We start from the raw sequence: 15,297 nt of genomic DNA, 5'->3' as shown, positions 1-15,297 counted from the left end.
ACACCTGTTAGTTCAGTCTGACAGGTGTTAGGAGGCGCGGTCAACCGGGATGTACGTCAAGCCTCAGCCGCAGGTCGACCGGCGGTGCGGGGGTCCGTCCGGCGACGGTGGCCAGGGCCAGCACGACGCCGGGCACGGGTATTCGGCCGCCGCGGCACAGGCCGTCCGGGGTGCGCCGCAACCGCAGGCCGTCGCCGGCCGGCGGCCACCGCTCGGGCAGCGGCACCGGCGCCCGCAGCGCCCGCGTCGACAGCCCGGTGCCGTGCGCCTTGCCGGCCGCCTCCTTCTGCGTCCAGACCCAGAAGTAGGCGCCGGCCCGCTCGCCCGGCCGTCGGCGGCCGATCCAGTCGGCCTCGGCGGCGGTGAACCAGCGGGCCGCCAGCCGTTCGGCCGGCACCGGCCGGACCACCTCCACGTCCACCCCGAGCGGTCCGTGCGTCCCGACCGCCAGCGCCGCGTACCCCCGGCCGTGGCTGAGGCTCACCCGCACCCGCGGGCCGAACCCGCGCAGCAGCGGCCGTCCGCCGGGCTCGTGGGCCAGCCGCAGCGGCCGCGGGCTGCCGAGCTCCTCGGCGGCGGCCGACAGCACCCGGGCCCGCGCGGTGGCGGCGTCCACCCGGCCGGTCCTGACCAGGACGACGGTCACCCGGTCGGCGGGCGTGCCCGGTCCGGCGCCCGTCCGAGCGCCCTGCCCGGCGCCCGTCCGAGCGCCCTGCCCGGCGCCCGTCCGAGCGCCCAGCCCGGCGCTCATCCGAGCGCTCCGCCCGGCGGACGGCCGGAGCCGAGCAGCCGGCGGGTGGCGGCGACGTCGCACTTGCCGTTCGAGTTGAAGACGATCTCGGGCACGCAGTGCAGCTCGCCCGGCACCAGCGGGGACGGCAGCGAGGCGGCCAGGGCGGTCCGGACGGTCTCGGCGAAGGCGTCCCCGTCGACGGGCGGGGCGGCGGGCAGCAGGAACGCGGCCAGGGTGTCCACCGGGCCGCGGACCACCTCGAAGGCCACGTCGGCCACCCCGGGGACGGCCAGCACGTGGTGGCGCAGCTCGCCCAGCTCGACCCGGTGGCCGGCGATCTTCAACTGCTGGTCCCGGCGGCCGAGGTAGAGCAGCGAGCCGTCCGGCCGCAGTTCGACCAGGTCGCCGGTGCGGTAGGCCCGGCCGGGATCCCCGCCCAGCTCCCGCTCGTCGAGGAACCGCGCGTCCCGGTCGAGCCCGAGGTAGCCGGCCGCCACCGCCCGTCCGGCGACGACCAGTTCGCCGGGGGAGCCGGGGCGCACCGGGCGCAGGTCCTCGTCCACCACGTACGCGCGGGAGTTCCAGACCGGGCGGCCGATCGGCACGGTGGGCGTGTCCGGGATCGTGCTCCGGTCGAAGACGTGGGCGCAGCAGCCGACGGTGGTCTCGGTCGGGCCGTAGTGGTTCACCAGCCGGACCCCGTCCAGCCGGTCGCCCAGCGAGCGGAGCAGCTCCGGGTCCAGCCCCTCGCCGCCGAACATCAGCGTCCGGGTGGCCCGCCGGTAGTCGGGCGGTTCGGCCAGGAACTCGAAGAAGCGGGCGTGCGAGGGCGTCAGCTTGATGAAGCCGTAGGGCTCCTCGCCGGGGCCGAAGATGGTCTGCTGGTCCCAGAGCCCGGCCACCGTCACCAGCGGGCGGCCCTGGCACAGCGGCACCCAGAAGGAGGTCATCGACAGGTCGAAGCCGAGGCTGGCGAACAGCGGGCTGCCCGACCCCTCGGCGCCGACCAGCGAGCCCGCCCAAACCGCGTAGTTGACCAGCGAGCCGTGCTCGATCAGGACGCCCTTCGGCGTGCCGGTGGAGCCGGAGGTGAAGATCACGTAGGCGATGTCCTCCGGGCGCGGCAGCTCGCGCTCCGGCGGTCCGGGCAGGTCGGCGACCTCGCTCAGGTCGATCACCGGCCGGCCCGGCAGGGCGGGCAGCGCGGCCGGGTCGGCGTGGTCGTGCAGCAGCGCGGCCGGGCCGGAGCCGGCGAGCACCGCGGCGACCCGCTCACCCGGGTGGGTGGGGTCGATCGGCACGTACGCGGCCCGCAGCGCCAGCACGGCCAGCGCGCCGCCGACCACGCCGGCGGTGCGGTCCGCCCAGAGCGCCACCCGGTCGCCGGGGCGCACCCCGGCCTCGTGCAGGGCGGCCGCGAGGACCAGCACCCGGTGCCAGAGCCGACCGTAGGTCACGGCTCCCGCGGGGGAGCGCACGGCGGTCGCGTGCGGCCGCAGCCGCGCGTGCTCGCGCACCAGGTGCAGTACCGAGTCCGCCGGGACCCGGTGCTCGTCGCCGGAGATCCGGTTCGAGCCTTCCAACGACGTGGTCAACGCGGTTCCTTCTCTGTGAGGCGGCCCGCCGCTAGCGGGCCGGTGCCGGACTTGCGTCGCTCCTGGCGACCATGTCGCCCATCGCGACCAGGATCTTGCGGTTGCCGGCGAACGGATCGCGTCCGTGGGCGACCAGCATGTTGTCGATCACGGCCACGTCGCCGCGCTCCCAGCGGAACCGCTGGGCGAGCGCGTCGTACAGGCCGAGGAGTTCGGTGACGAGGGCGTCCGGGATCGGCTCGCCGTCGCCGTAGGCGGCGCTGCGCGGGAAGGCGGTCTCGTCCTCGCCGAAGAGCGAGGCCATCACCTCCCGGACCGCCGGCTCCAGGCAGGCGGTGTGGTGCAGGAAGAGCTGGTTGAAGAAGACCGGTTCCCCGGTGGTCGGGTGCCGCACCACGGCGGGCGCCCACTGCTCGGTGCGCAGCGAGCCGTCGGGCAGCCAGGTGCAGTCGATGCCCTGGGCGGCGCAGCGGGCCTCCACCTCGCTCCGGTCGAAGGTGCCGAACATCGTCTGCCACCCGACGTCGAGCCCCTCGATGAAGTTGCGCACGTACCGGATCCCGACCCGCTCGAAGCGGTCGCGGGCCTCCGGCGGCAGCGCCGCGTAGACCGCGCGGCCGTCCACGATCGGGGTCGCGCCGCCCTGGGGGGACGGTTCGACGCAGCAGAAGAACTGCCGTCGTGGCCAGTGCGGCATGTGCGAACTCTCGTGGTGGAAGAGGATGGACTGGTTGGCGGGGTACGGGGTGGACTTGTAGACGCTGCCGGCGTTCTCCTCGTGCGGGAGGTCGCCGTACTCGCCGTACAGGGTGGCGACCAGGGCGGAGGCCACCGACTCGAAGGCGTCGGCATCGGTGATGCCGAAGCCGCGCAGCAGCAGCACGCCGTGGGCGTGCAGCAGCTGCTCGATCTCGGACCGGTGCTCGGCCAGCCAGGCGGCCGCCTCGAGCGGGCTGCCCGGGACGGGGCTCTTGCGGCGGATGGTCGGCGGGTAGGAACGCGGTTCAAAGCTCACGTCGGGCCCGAACACGGTGGAACCCCCCTTTCCTAGGGGTCGGCTGGCTTGCGAGCGTAGGTTCGGGCGTGCGGGCGGGCCAGCGGCTTAAGCCCCGCTCGAAAGTCGCAGTTGCAAGCCGAGCCGCGGGCTACCGCGCCAGGCCGTTCAGCCGGAGTATCAGGTCCTTCACTTCCGTGGCGTGGTAGCGGACCTGCTGCGGAGCCGGGTCCGAGCAGAGCAGCAGCGGGCCCTCCCGGCCGTCCTCGGGGAGGCGGCCGTGGCTGCCGCGGATCCGCAGCGGGTCGATCCGCGCGGTCGCGGCGCCGGCCTCCAGGAACAGCTCGGTCGGGTCCGTCCCCGGCCTGCCCTCCGGCTCCATGTCCCGGCCGAAGTCCGGTGCCACCGCCTCGTCCAGCCAGTAGTCGGGGCTGAACCACGCGTCGGGCTCGGCGATCGCCAGCAGCTCGCCGCCGTTGGGGTGGTCCAGGCCGAAGTCCGCCTGCTGCGAGCGGTCCAGGACCTCGTCCACGCCGGCCACCTCGCCGAGCACCCGGCGGGCGCGCTCCAGGTCGGCCGGGTCGGCCACGTAGACGTGCGCGGCCTGTCGGTCGGTGACCGCGAACGCCCGGGAGGTCCACGGCCGCAGGTACTCCTTGCCGGCCGCGAGCCCCACCGAGACCAGCCCGGCCCGGCGCAGCTCCCGGTTGAGGGGCACCGGGCGGCACACCGGCAGCACCGCGTGCCCGCTCAGCACCAGCACCGTGGTGCCGCGGTCGGCCAGTTCGCCGAGCAGCGGGGCGAGCGCGGCGTCGACCTCGGCCGCCGCCTTCTCGGCCTGCGGGCCGACCGGGCCGCTGCGCTGCAACTCGTGGTCGAGGTAGGGGATCTGGACCCAGAGCAGGTCCGGCCGGCCGCGCGTCACGACGTGCCGGGCGGCGCCGGCGATCCAGTGCGTCTCCTCCAGGCCCGCCGTGCCGCCGCCGCAGCGCACCAGCGGGGGAGCGCCGAGCTCGGCGGCGAGCTCGTCCCGCAGCCCGGCCGGTACGGTGTCGCAGCAGGCGGTCAGCCGGCCGTCGTGGCGGTGCCGGTGGCTGGGGGCCACCAACAGGTCCACCTCGGCGCCGGCGCTCCAGTCGCAGTGCACGCTGGCCGCGGTGTGCCGGGGGTCGGCGGCCCGGGCGGCCTGCCAGACCGTCTCGCCGGACACCAGCCCGGCGAACTCGCCCCGTGCCATCACCCGGCCCTGGTCCCTGAGGTACCAGCCGCTGCCGACCGCACCGTGGTCGCGCGGCAGCAGACCGGTGGCGAAGGTCGCCTGGGCGGTCGCCGCGACGGCGGGCAGCACGGTGTCGAGCGGGGCGGCGAACCCCTGCTCGCCGACCGCCCGCAGATGCGGCATCAGCCGCAACAGACCCGGGGTGAGGCCGGCCGTGCTCAGCACCGCCACCGGGCGGCGGGTCGGCTCGGACATGCTTGACTCCTCTCGCACCCCGGGGCGCGGTCCTTCTCGCGCCGATTGTGTGGGGTGTCGCTATCAGGGATCTATATTTCGGCCGGGCCGGGTACGGCCGCCGGGTCGGGTGCCGGCGGTCAGCCGGCGACGGCCACGATCGGCTCGGGTCGGGCCACCCGCGCCGGACCTCCGGCGAGGGAGGCCGCGAGGAGCTGGACCAGGGCCTCGTAGCGGTAGAGCGGGTTTCCTCCGCTGTCGACGCCGACCGCCTCCAGCAGGGCCGCGTCCACCAGTTCCTCCAGGACCTGCTCGGCCTCCCAGGAGGAGAGGCCGAGCAGCGGTGCGGCCTGCTGGGCGCGGAAGGCGCGGTCCCGCTGCGGGGCGAGGGCGGCGAACGCCTCCCGCCCGGCGGCGGAGAGGTCCCGCAGCGAGGGCAGCAGCTCCCGCCGCAGGTCCAGGCCGAGGCGGCGCAACTCGCCCAGCCGGGTGGCCGGTTCGGCCAGTCGTTCGGCGATCTCGGAGAACCCGGCGCGCGGTCGGGCCGCCAGGTGCTCGCCGACGCCGCGCAGGGCGAGCGGCACCGCGTCGCAGTACTCCACCAGTGCGTCGACCGCGCGCGGCTCCTCGGCCGCCCGCCCGGCCCCGCCGGCCGAGGCGAGCAGCCGGGCCGCCTCCGCCCGGGTCAGCGGGCCCAGCGGCACGGTGTCCGCGCTGTCCAGCCCGGCGGGCCGGCTGCGGTGGGTGACCAGGACCGCGGCCAGCGGGCTGCGCGGCAGCAGCGGTTCGAGTCGCTGGTCGCGGGCCGCCCGGTCCAGCACGACCAGCAGCCGCCGGCCGACGGTCCGGGCGCGGTAGCGGTGCACCAGCTCCTCCAGCTCCGGCGCCCCGCCGAGGCCGGCCGGGCGGGGGAGCCGGTCGCCGAGCGCCCACAGCAGGTCGGTGAGCACCTCGGCCGGCGGCTTCGGGGTGCGGTCGGGCCGGCTCAGCTCGACGAAGACCTGCCCGTCGGGGAAGTGCTCGGCGCCGGCGTGCGCGGCCTGGACGGCCAGGGCCGTCTTGCCCGCGCCGGCCGGACCGGTGATCACCACGCAGCGCGGACGGTCCCCCCTCCCCTCCGGCCGGTGCGTCAACAGCCGCTGGATCAGGCTGAGTTCGCACGGGCGCCCGGTGAAGTCGGCGAGCGGCGCCGGCATCGTGGTGCCGCGCGCGCCGGCCGGCCGCACCGTACGGTGCCGGGTGGCGGCCGGCCGGACCGGGCGGGTCCGCCGGCCCACGGGCGCCGGGGGAAGCGCCAGCTCGCCGTTGATCAGCGACTGGTAGGTGGCGCGCAGCCGCTCGCCCGGGTCCACGCCGAGCTGCTCGGAGAGCGCGGCCCGGCCCTCGTGGAACACCCGTACCGCGTCGGCCTGCCGACCGCAGCGGTACAGCGCGGTGATCAGCTGCGCCCGCAGCCCTTCGCGGAGCGGGAACTGCTGGGACAGCCAGGTCAGTTCGGTGGTGACCTGCTGATGCCTGCCGAGCGCCAGATCGGCTTCGATCCGGTTCTCCCAGGTGATCATGCGTGCCTCCTCGAGCTGTGGCAGCTCGGTCTCCTGCATGAACGGTGTGACATTGGCCAGTGCCGAGCCCTGCCACAGGCCCAGGGCGTCACCCAGCAGGGCACTCGCCTGGTCGAAGCGCCGCTCCTGGAGCGCCGCCCGGCCCTGTTGTTCGAGCCGTTCAAAACTGTCGATGTCGAGCGTTCCGGCACCCAGCCGGATCTCGTACCCCGGCTGTCGCCGAACGATACTGACTTCCGCGCCGAGCTGGCGACGCAGTCGTGAGACGTAGGTGTAGATCTGCGCGTTCGCGGTGACCGGCGGGGTCCAGCCCCACAGCAGTCCGCTGAGCCGGCGGTCCGGCACGATCCGGCCCCTGGCCAGCAGCAGGGCCGCGAGCACCGTGTGGATCTTCGAACCCGCGAGGGCCACCGAGGTGGTCCCCCGTCTCGCCTCGACCGGACCGAGAACACGAAATTCCATTAGTAGCCCCGTTGTTCTTGATGCCGCTGAACTCGATGGTGATGCGAGGAACACGCTACGGACCAGGCCTTTCGGCGGGTTATCGTCCCGATTTCGGGTCCGGCGAAATCGCTTCGATAGCCCGCTGACAGGACGGAAACCTAGATTTCCGGTGTGGCACCGACCGACCTGCTTCGCACCGACACCGAGGAGAGCACGATGCGTTCCACCCGTACCTCCGCCGTCAGCCTGTTCGCCGCCGCCGTCGCTCTCGTGGCGGGTCTCCTGCTCGCCCTCGGCGGCCCGGCCCACTCGGCCCCGCGGACGCTCTCCGACGCCGTGGTCACCACCCCCGTCACCGTTCCCACCCCCACCCCCACGGCGACCGCCGAGGAGCCGTGGAACTGACGCATCGAACGGAAAGGCGGCGGGTGGGACCGGAACTCCGGTCCCACCCGCCGCCTTTCCGTTCAGTGCGTTCCAGTGCGTTCCGGTGCGTTTCGGTGCGCTTTCCGCCATGTGCGCCGGCCCGTTCCGGCCCGGGGGGCTCAGACCAGCAGGGCCAGCAGGTCCTGCCGGTCGACCGGGCGCAGCAGCCCCCGGCGCATGACCAGGTCCAGCGCCAGCCGCATCCGCTCGGCCAGCGCCGTGGCGCCCAGTTCGGTGAAGGCCGCCCGGGCGTCCATCATCCGGTCGGCGGCCTCGCCGTGGCCGATCAGCGCGTGCGCGAACCCCAGGTGGCCCTCGATCCGGGCGCGGAGCAGCCGGTCGCCCATCTTCCGGGCGGTCTCCAGCGCCTGGCCGAGCAGGTCCAGCGACTCGTCCAGCCGTCCCTGCCGCCAGTGGATCTCGCCGAGGCCGCGCAGCGCGTGGGCCTCGCCGTGGAGGTCCTGGTAGCTCCGGGAGAGCGTCAGGACCTCGCGCAGCGCCCGGGCCGCGCCGTCCAGGTCGTTCTTCCGCAGCAGGGCGTTGGCCAGCCGGTAGATGCTCTGCGCCTCGCCCCGGACGATGCCGGCCTTGCGGCTCAGGTCGACGGCGGCGCCGCTCAGTTCCAGGCTGCGGTCGACGTTGCCGTGGTCCAGTTCGATCTGTGCCAGCCGGGAGAGCGTGGTGGCCTCGCCGGCCAGGTCGCCGATCGAGCGGAAGCCCTCCAGGGAGGCCTCGCAGTGGGACCGCGCCAGCTCCAGGTCGTCCGAGAACTGGGCGCAGCCGGCCAGCAGCCGCTGGGTCTTGGCACGGCCGCCGACGTCACCGCAGTCGGTGAACAGCCCGACGGCGACCGTCAGCAGCGGCTGGGCGCCGGCGTAGTCGTTGCGGTAGATGGCGAGCGCCCCCAGCGAGTGGACCATCTCGGCCTCGCCCAGCCGGTCGTCCGCGGCCCGGGCCGCCTCCAGCGACAGTTCCGCGCAGGCCGCCCAGCCCTCCAGGTAGTTGCGGGCCTCCCGCAGCGGGCTGCTCAGCGCGGTCAGCACCCAGGCGTGGGTGGCCTGTCCGCACTGGGCGGCCTGCTTGATCACGTCGGCCAGGGCGATCCACTCGGAGTCCATCCACTCCAGCGGGTTGCCGAGCAGCTCGGCCTCGGCCGTCTCCGACAGCCGGGGCCGGACCGGGGTCCTCGGCAGGGTGAACTCGCCGCCGGACAGCTGCCGGTAGGCGGCGTCGCAGAGGTACAGCCAGCCGTCCAGGACCCGCTCGAACGCGGCGTCGCGCTGCCCCTCGGGCTCCTCCTCGACGGCTCGCTCGTAGGCGTACAGCCGCAGCAGGTCCTGGAAGCGGTAGCGGGTGACCGGGCCGGTGCCGGCGCCCGAGACCACCTCCAGCAGGTGCGCGTCGACCAGCAGCTCCATCAGGTTCTCGGCGTCCTCCGTGGTGGTGTCGAGGACCGCGGCGCCCACCCAGGCGGTGAAGTCGGGAACCGTGAGCAGGCCCAGCCGCCGGTACATCCGGCGGGCGGCGGAGGGCAGTTCGCGGTAGGCGAGCCCGAAACCGGCGCGGACGCCGCCGGTGCCGGGGCTCAGCTCGTCCAGCCGGATGCGCTGGTTCTCCAGTCGGGTGACCAGGTAGCGCACCGACCAGTGCGGCCGCGCGGCGAGCCGGGCGCCGGCGATCCGCAGGGCCAGCGGGAGCCGGTCGCAGAGCTCGGCGAGCCGGGTGGTGGCGGGGGGATCCGCGTCGATCCGCTCCCGGCCGGCCACCTCGGACAGCAGCGCGGTGGCCTCCCCGGCGGTGACGGCCTTCAGCCGGATCGGCAGCACGTCGTAGTCGCCGATCATGTCGTCGGTGACGTCCCGGCCGGTGATCAGTACGCAGCAGCGGCCCGAGCCCGGCAGCAGCGGCCGGATCTGGTCGAAGGAACGGACGTTGTCCAGCACGATCAGGACCTGTCGGCCGCCGAGCATGCTGCGGAAGAAGGCGGGCCGGTCGGCCGGGTCGGCCGGGATCTGCGAGCCGGGCACGCCCAGCGCCCGCAGGAACCGGTCCAGCGCGACGGCGGGCGGCACGGGTTCGTCGTGCTCGTCGTAGCCGCGCAGGTCGGCGAAGAGCTGGCCGTCCGGGAAGCGGTGCGCGACCCGGTTGGCCCAGTGCACGGCCAGCGCGGTCTTGCCCACGCCGCTGACGCCGCTGATCGCGGCCACGCCCAGCGGCACCGAGCCCGAGCGCTCGTCCAGCATCCGGTCCAGCGCCCGCAGTTCCGGCACCCGTCCGGTGAAGGCGGCCGCCCGGGAGGGCAGTTGCGCGGGCGTCGGCGCGGGGGCCACGTGGGTGGGCTCGGGCAGGACACCGGTGAGGGTGGGGGCGTCGCGCAGCACCTGGGCGTGCAACTCCTGCAGCGCGGGGCCCGGTTCGATGCCCAGCTCGGCCACCAGCACCCGGCGGGCCTCGGCGAAGACCGCGAGGGCCTCGGCCCGGCGGCCCGCGCGGTAGTGCGCGAGCATCAGGTGGGCCCGGGCGCGCTCGCGCAGCGGGTACTCCTTGACGATCTCGGTCAGCTCGCCGACCACCGCGTTGTGGTTGCCCGATTTCAGGCGGAGCCCGGCGAGTTCCTCGGCGACGTCGAGCCGCAGCTCCTCCAGGCGGCTCGCGGCGGCCTCGATCCTGGTGCCGGTGAGGCCGTCCAGGGCCCGGCCCTGCCACAGCCGCAGCGCGTCGCCGAACTGCCGGCAGGCGTCGTCGACGTGGCCCTCGCGGGCCGATTCACGGGCGGCGCGGACCCCTTCCTCGAAGTCCCGCACGTCGATCCGGTGGCCGTCCGGATTGAGCGTGTACCCCGGGTAGGTGGTCAGGATGACGTCATTGATGTCGGTGGCGTCCTTGAAGACCTTCCGCAGGCCGGCGACGCAGATGGCGATCTGGTTGCGGGCGGTGCTGGGGCCGCCGTTCGGCCAGACGGCATCGATCAGGGTGTCCACCGAGATCACCTGCCCCGGTGAGAGCAACAACATGGTGATCACGGTTCTTTGGCGGGATCCTCCTAATCTGAGTGTCTTGCCGCCCACGTGGACGTTCAGTGGGCCGAGCAGGCTGAATTCGACTGAGCGCATCCGCACTCTCCCCCATGCCGCGGCTGGCCGACTCTTGGCACAATCCACTCATGGTTGACCGGATCCACGCCCGGTGGCAACCCCGGTACCGGGGGCGGTCAATGGACGCGTGAGCGTCCTTCCGTGCGGCAGCGGGAACTGTGCGGACCGGCGGTTCGCGTGGCCAGTCCATTTGAGCCCGACGGTTCGTCAGATCGTAACCGATGGCGACTCGTCGGCGAACCGAGTGAACAGCGCTCGGACATCCTTGCGGAAAGCGGTCAGTGGAATTCCGCGGCATCGGCGAACAGCGGGGATCGGCGCGCGGTGTGAAAACGGGCGAATCCCCCGCGCCCCCCGTCGAGCGGTGCTCGCGGAGAACGGCGGGGGATTCGCCCGATCGGGTCAGGAGTCCGAGCCGGCGGCCCGCCGCTCGCACTCCCGCAGGAACGTCAGCTTGGACAGCAGGCTGCGCTCCGCCCGGACGCCCAGCTGCTTCAGCTGCTCCTCGACGAGCTCGGTGAGGCGGTACAGCTCCGCGTCGAGCAGGTCGTGGTCCACGCCCTCGTGCACCCGGGTCTTCAGGTACTCGATCTCGGCCTGGCGCAGCTTGTGGCCGCCGGCCACCGTGACGTCGTCGATCTCGATGCTGAAGCAGTGCCCGGTGGCGGCCGACTCCAGGTTGACGTCGAAGCGCGCCCGGACGAGCGGGGGAAGCCGGTGGAAGGAGTACCCGGGGTACTCGCGGGCGAGGAAGGCGTCGAGGTCGTCGCCGGGGATGTCCAGGTTCAGGCGGAACTTCTCGCCGCGCCGCAGGGCGTCCCGCTCGAACCTCTTGATCTTCATCAGGTACCGGCCGTCGGGCATCCTCGTGAAGCCGAAGTACCCGGCGTGCTCGCGCGGGGCGAGCACCTCGAAGGTCTCCTGGGCGTACTGCCAGCGGGTCAGCTCGTACCCGGGGTCGAGGAAGAAGCCGGGGTAGTGGCCCTCCTCGGCGGCCGCGCACATGGCCTGGGCCAGCTGCCAGATGCTGACCTCGTCGAGCAGGTTGACCTTCTGCTCGATCTCGATCTCGGGTTCGAGGACGGAGAAGGCGCTGCCCTCGAAGACGATCGAGTCGGCCAGCCGGGAGGAGTACCCGAGGGCCTCGCGGACCAGCTCGGGCAGGGCGGTTCCGGCCGGGTGCGGGAAGCGGGCGACCCGGACGAAGAGCACGCCGAGGGAACGCACCCGGGAGCACACCATGACCTCGGTGAGCCGCTCCGCGCCGGTGTCGTGGGTGCGCAGCAGCATCAGCGGGGCCAGGGTGTCCAGGTCGTCCCGGCCGAGGGCGGTCAGGGCCGGGCCGGCGCCCAGGCCCGCCCACACCGGGGCGGCGGACAGCGGTACGGTCCGCTCCCCGTCGCCGTCCAGCACCAGGACGCCGGTGGCGACGGTGTCCGCGGGGCGCAGGTGCTCGGTGGCCAGGTGGGCGTCGCCGGGTTCGGGGGCGAGTTCGACGGCCAGCAGGGGCGTGTTGCCGCCGGCCACCTGGTACTGCCGGGAGATGTCGCCCAGGACGAGGTGCCTGGTGACCCGGGTGGCGGTGGCGGTGGCGGTGGCGTCGGGGGTCAGGGGGTCGGGCATCGGTGGATCACTCCTCAGGTGTCGCGCGGGAGGCGGGGCGGCGGGGTGGCAGGGCGGGCGGGAGCGGCCGGGCTCACTCCCGCAGCAGGCTCAGGCAGAGTTCGGCGGCGGCACGCAGCTCGGCGACCGGCACCCGCTCGTCCACGCCGTGGGCGAGGCGCTGCTCGCCGGGGCCGCAGACGTAGGCGGGGACGGCGAAGCGGCGGCGCAGGGTGCGGGCGTCGGTCGGCCCGGGGTAGACCGGGTCGGGGTGGGCCCGGTCGTCGTGAGCCCTGCGGCCGGCCGCGACCAGCCGTTCCCACAGCGGTGTCACCGGGCTCTCCGAGGCGGCGGCGGTCATCAGCAGTTCCACCCGGCCGGTGACGCCCTCGGGGAGGCAGCCGGCCACCAGGGCGCGGACGGCCTCCTCGGTCACGTCGGGGCCGCCCGGCGGCAGCCGCAGGTCCCATTCGGTGCGGCAGCCGCCGGGCACGGTGTTCACCCGGGTGCCGCCGTCGATCCGGCCCAGGGTCGTGGTGACCGGGCCGCCCGCCGGGTTCCCGGCGAACCGGGCCGCCGCGGCCGCGGGCAGCAGCTCGGCGAGCCGGCAGGCCGCGAGGACCGCGGACACGCCGCCCTCGGCGCGGGAGGCCGGGGCCTCCCGCCCCTGGAGGTCGACGCCGAGCCAGGCCACCCCGCGCTCCATCCGGTGCGGGACCAGGCCGGTCGGGGCCAGCACCACCGCGCCCTCGACGGGCGGCAGTTCGAGCGTGTCGGCCAGGGCCTGCCAGCCGGCCCGGCCGCCGCGTTCGCCGTCGGCGGTGAACACCAGCAGGAGGTCGCGCGGCCCCGGGCGGCCGGCCGCGTGGTGGACGAGGGCGGCCTCGACCGCCGCGGCGATGCCGCCCTTCATGTCCGCGGTGCCGCGGCCCCAGAGTTCGCCGCCGGCCACCAGGGCCTGGTAGGGCGGCCGCCGCCAGTCGTCCGGGTCGGCCGGCACCGTGTCGGTGGCGGCGGTGAGCAGCAGGGTGGGGCGGGAGCCGTCGCACCGGCCGTACCGGGCCAGCAGGTTGGGGCGCGAGGGCACCGGCTGGACGATCCGCACCTCGTCCGCCGAGTCCGCGAGCACCTCGGCCAGCAGCCGCACCACGGCCTGTTCGGTGGTGTTCGGGTTGTCGCTGCGGGTGCGGACGAGCCGCCGGGCGAGCGCGACCAGCCGCGACTCGTCGACGGCCGGCCCGCCGGTGCGGGGGAGCCGGGGGATCGGGGGAAGCGGGGGGATCCGGGGGAGCGGCGGCGTCATGCGAGCAGTCCCGGGTCGGTGCCCTCGCCGGCGGCGCGGACGAACTCGGCCGCCTGGGCGGGGCCGTACGGCTGCATGTACTGTCCGGCCCGCGCGTCCCGCAGGATCCGGGAGGCCGGGTGGCCCCACCGGTAGGCGGCGGCTCCCGCGGCGGAGAGGGCGAGGTCGGAGAGGGCCAGGGCGGTGTCGTGCGAGCGCAGCCGGCACAGCTGCCACTCGCGGGCCAGTGCCAGGGAGCCAGGGCCGTCGGCGGGGTCGTGCCCGTCCAGCCGGCTCAGGAAGAGCTCCACCAGGGCGCGGGTGCCCGCCAGTTGCTGCTCGGAGCGGATCGCGGCCGCGTCGAGCCAGGCCCCCGGCCGGTCGGCGCCGGCCCGCCGCAGGGCCGTGAGCAGGGTGTGGTGCGCGGCGGTGGCCAGCCCCAGGTAGATGCCGAGCATGGCCCCGGAGCTGAGCATCCGGCCGCCCAGGGCCCGCGGGTCGTGGACGCCCCAGGGGCCGCGGACGGCCAGGCTCCAGGGCAGCGCTTCGGCGTCGTGGAAGCGGACCGTGGTGCTCGCCGAGCCCCGCATGCCCAGGCCGTCCCAGTCGTCGACGACCTCCACCGCGGCCGAGCGCGGCACGACGGCGCTGCCGAGCCGGTCGCCCTCGGGGGTGCGGATCCGGAGCCGGACCGCGAAGTGGGTGGCGGCGGGGGCCCCCGAGACCATGATCTTCCGGCCGCTGACGGTGGCCGGGCCGTCCTCCTTCGGCTCGGCCGTCGTGCGCACGGTGAAGTAGCCCGCGCCCGCCTCGGTCGCGGCGCCGGCCACGTAGGCCGAGCCGTCGGCCATGGCACGCAGCAGCCCCTCGGACCCGGGGTCCGAGGGGCCGGCGGCCAGGCCCAGGCCGCGGGAGAGCTGCATGTGCAGCACCAGGGCGGCCGAGGCGTCGGCGAAGGCGATCCGTTCCAGGCAGGCGGCGGTGTCGAGGAGGCTGCGCACCCCCAGTCCGCCGTGGGCGACGGGCACGGTGGCACCCATCAGGCCGGCGGCGGCGAGGGCGCGGTGCGCCTCGGTGACGTAGCTGCCGTCGCGGTCGTGGCGTTCGGCGTCGGCCGCCACCTCGGCGAGGCAGGCCTCGGCGCGTTCGGCGGCCGACCTCCCCTCGGGCGTGCGGGGGTTGAGGCACCACGCGGCGTCGGCGCCCGGTGCCTCCTCCGGCGACGGGGCCGTCACCGGGCACCGTCCGCGGGCGGGAAGGTGCGGGGGGACGGGTGGGGCGGGAAGGGGTGGATGCCGCCGGCGCGCAGGAAGTCGATCGAGGGCCGCAGCCGCTCGTCGGCGTCGTCGATGCCGACGCCGACCATCACGTCCGCGTGCGGGGCGTGGGCGCGCAGGCAGCGGTCGAGCTCCGGCCAGTCCACCGTGCCGCTGCCCAGCGCCAGGTCGGAGTCCTGGTCGCCGTGGTTGTCGCCGTACTGGACGTACGCGGTGGCCGCTCCGGCCCGGCGCAGCCAGTCCTCCAGGGGCACCGTGCCGTGGACGTTCCAGTGCGCGACGTCGAAGCACAGCCGCAGCCGCGGGGAGTCGAACTCCTCGACCAGGGAGAGGCTGAGGTCCGGGGTGCGGTCCCACATGTTCTCCAGCAGGACGGTGACGTTCCCGAGGTCCTGGCCGCGCAGGAAGTCGAGCCAGCCGGCCCGCCACTGCCGGTCGTAGGCGGGCTCGTTGAGCATCGGCAGGTGGTTGCTGTGCAGGATCAGGAACTCGGCGCCGAGCCGCTTCGCCCATTCGATCGACGCGGATATCCGCTCGGCCGAGGCGGCCCGGACGGCACGGTCCGGGGAATGGACCGAGATGTCGATGTACGGGCCGTGCAGCACCTTCACGAGTTCCGCGCCGCCGGCCTTCTCCAGGAAATCGGAGAAGTATTCATCCAGCATGTCCAGATTTTGCGGGTATGCCGGTTCGATCAGTTCGAAATGAAAGTCGTTCGATCTGGCCGCGTTGACATAGCGGGATAGGTCGTGCAATCTTGGCTGAATAGTGACACGAGGCACTTTTATCCATTCATGCGGGTCGTCGTGGAGGTATCGAAAAGTGGGGTCCGAG

At 74.5% G+C, this 15,297-nt stretch carries 11 protein-coding genes; 1 reads left to right on the top strand and 10 read right to left on the bottom strand.

Annotation, left to right across the window (positions count from 1 at the left end; translation table 11 throughout):
* Positions 1-40: 40 nt before the first annotated feature.
* From ACYP53_RS39090 to ACYP53_RS39070, 5 genes are all read right to left on the bottom strand, one after another.
* Complete coding sequence (locus tag ACYP53_RS39090; protein WP_459650889.1) at positions 41-751, bottom strand: 4'-phosphopantetheinyl transferase family protein; 711 nt, start codon at positions 749-751, stop codon at positions 41-43.
* Positions 748-2,328, bottom strand: coding sequence for an amino acid adenylation domain-containing protein (locus ACYP53_RS39085; RefSeq protein ID WP_459650888.1), 1,581 nt, complete (start codon positions 2,326-2,328; stop codon positions 748-750). Before ACYP53_RS39085 ends, ACYP53_RS39090 begins: the two co-directional genes overlap by 4 nt.
* A gap of 31 nt (positions 2,329-2,359) precedes the next feature.
* Complete coding sequence (locus ACYP53_RS39080; RefSeq protein ID WP_189923944.1) at positions 2,360-3,343, bottom strand: TauD/TfdA family dioxygenase; 984 nt, start codon at positions 3,341-3,343, stop codon at positions 2,360-2,362.
* 130 nt (positions 3,344-3,473) lie between these two features.
* Positions 3,474-4,796, bottom strand: coding sequence for an alkaline phosphatase family protein (locus ACYP53_RS39075; RefSeq protein WP_189923954.1), 1,323 nt, complete (start codon positions 4,794-4,796; stop codon positions 3,474-3,476).
* Between the two features lie 119 nt (positions 4,797-4,915).
* Positions 4,916-6,799 (bottom strand): AfsR/SARP family transcriptional regulator, encoded by a 1,884-nt coding sequence (locus ACYP53_RS39070; protein ID WP_459650887.1) that lies wholly within the window; start codon positions 6,797-6,799, stop codon positions 4,916-4,918.
* A 153-nt stretch (positions 6,800-6,952) separates the two neighbouring features.
* On the opposite strand from ACYP53_RS39070, the gene ACYP53_RS39065 reads away from it, so the two are divergent.
* Positions 6,953-7,186 (top strand): hypothetical protein, encoded by a 234-nt coding sequence (locus ACYP53_RS39065; protein WP_189923958.1) that lies wholly within the window; start codon positions 6,953-6,955, stop codon positions 7,184-7,186.
* 140 nt (positions 7,187-7,326) lie between these two features.
* On the opposite strand, the gene ACYP53_RS39060 is transcribed toward ACYP53_RS39065, so the two are convergent.
* The 5 genes from ACYP53_RS39060 to ACYP53_RS39040 form a co-directional block, all read right to left on the bottom strand.
* Positions 7,327-10,320 (bottom strand): AfsR/SARP family transcriptional regulator, encoded by a 2,994-nt coding sequence (locus tag ACYP53_RS39060; protein ID WP_459650886.1) that lies wholly within the window; start codon positions 10,318-10,320, stop codon positions 7,327-7,329.
* A 384-nt stretch (positions 10,321-10,704) separates the two neighbouring features.
* Entirely contained in the window at positions 10,705-11,925 is a 1,221-nt protein-coding gene (locus ACYP53_RS39055; protein ID WP_459650885.1) for a hypothetical protein, read from the bottom strand.
* Positions 11,926-11,998: 73 nt separating this feature from the next.
* Positions 11,999-13,207, bottom strand: coding sequence for a M20 family metallopeptidase (locus ACYP53_RS39050; RefSeq protein WP_459650884.1), 1,209 nt, complete (start codon positions 13,205-13,207; stop codon positions 11,999-12,001).
* Entirely contained in the window at positions 13,204-14,421 is a 1,218-nt protein-coding gene (locus ACYP53_RS39045; RefSeq protein WP_459650883.1) for an acyl-CoA dehydrogenase family protein, read from the bottom strand. Before ACYP53_RS39045 ends, ACYP53_RS39050 begins: the two co-directional genes overlap by 4 nt.
* Positions 14,418-15,245, bottom strand: a complete 828-nt coding sequence (locus ACYP53_RS39040; RefSeq protein ID WP_459650882.1) for a sugar phosphate isomerase/epimerase family protein — start codon at positions 15,243-15,245, stop codon at positions 14,418-14,420. Before ACYP53_RS39040 ends, ACYP53_RS39045 begins: the two co-directional genes overlap by 4 nt.
* Positions 15,246-15,297: the final 52 nt, after the last annotated feature.

The organism is Kitasatospora sp. Ki12, assembly GCF_054601375.1.
The sequence above is the reverse complement of the archived record's forward strand: the minus strand, read 5'-3'. Positions and strand labels throughout refer to the sequence as shown.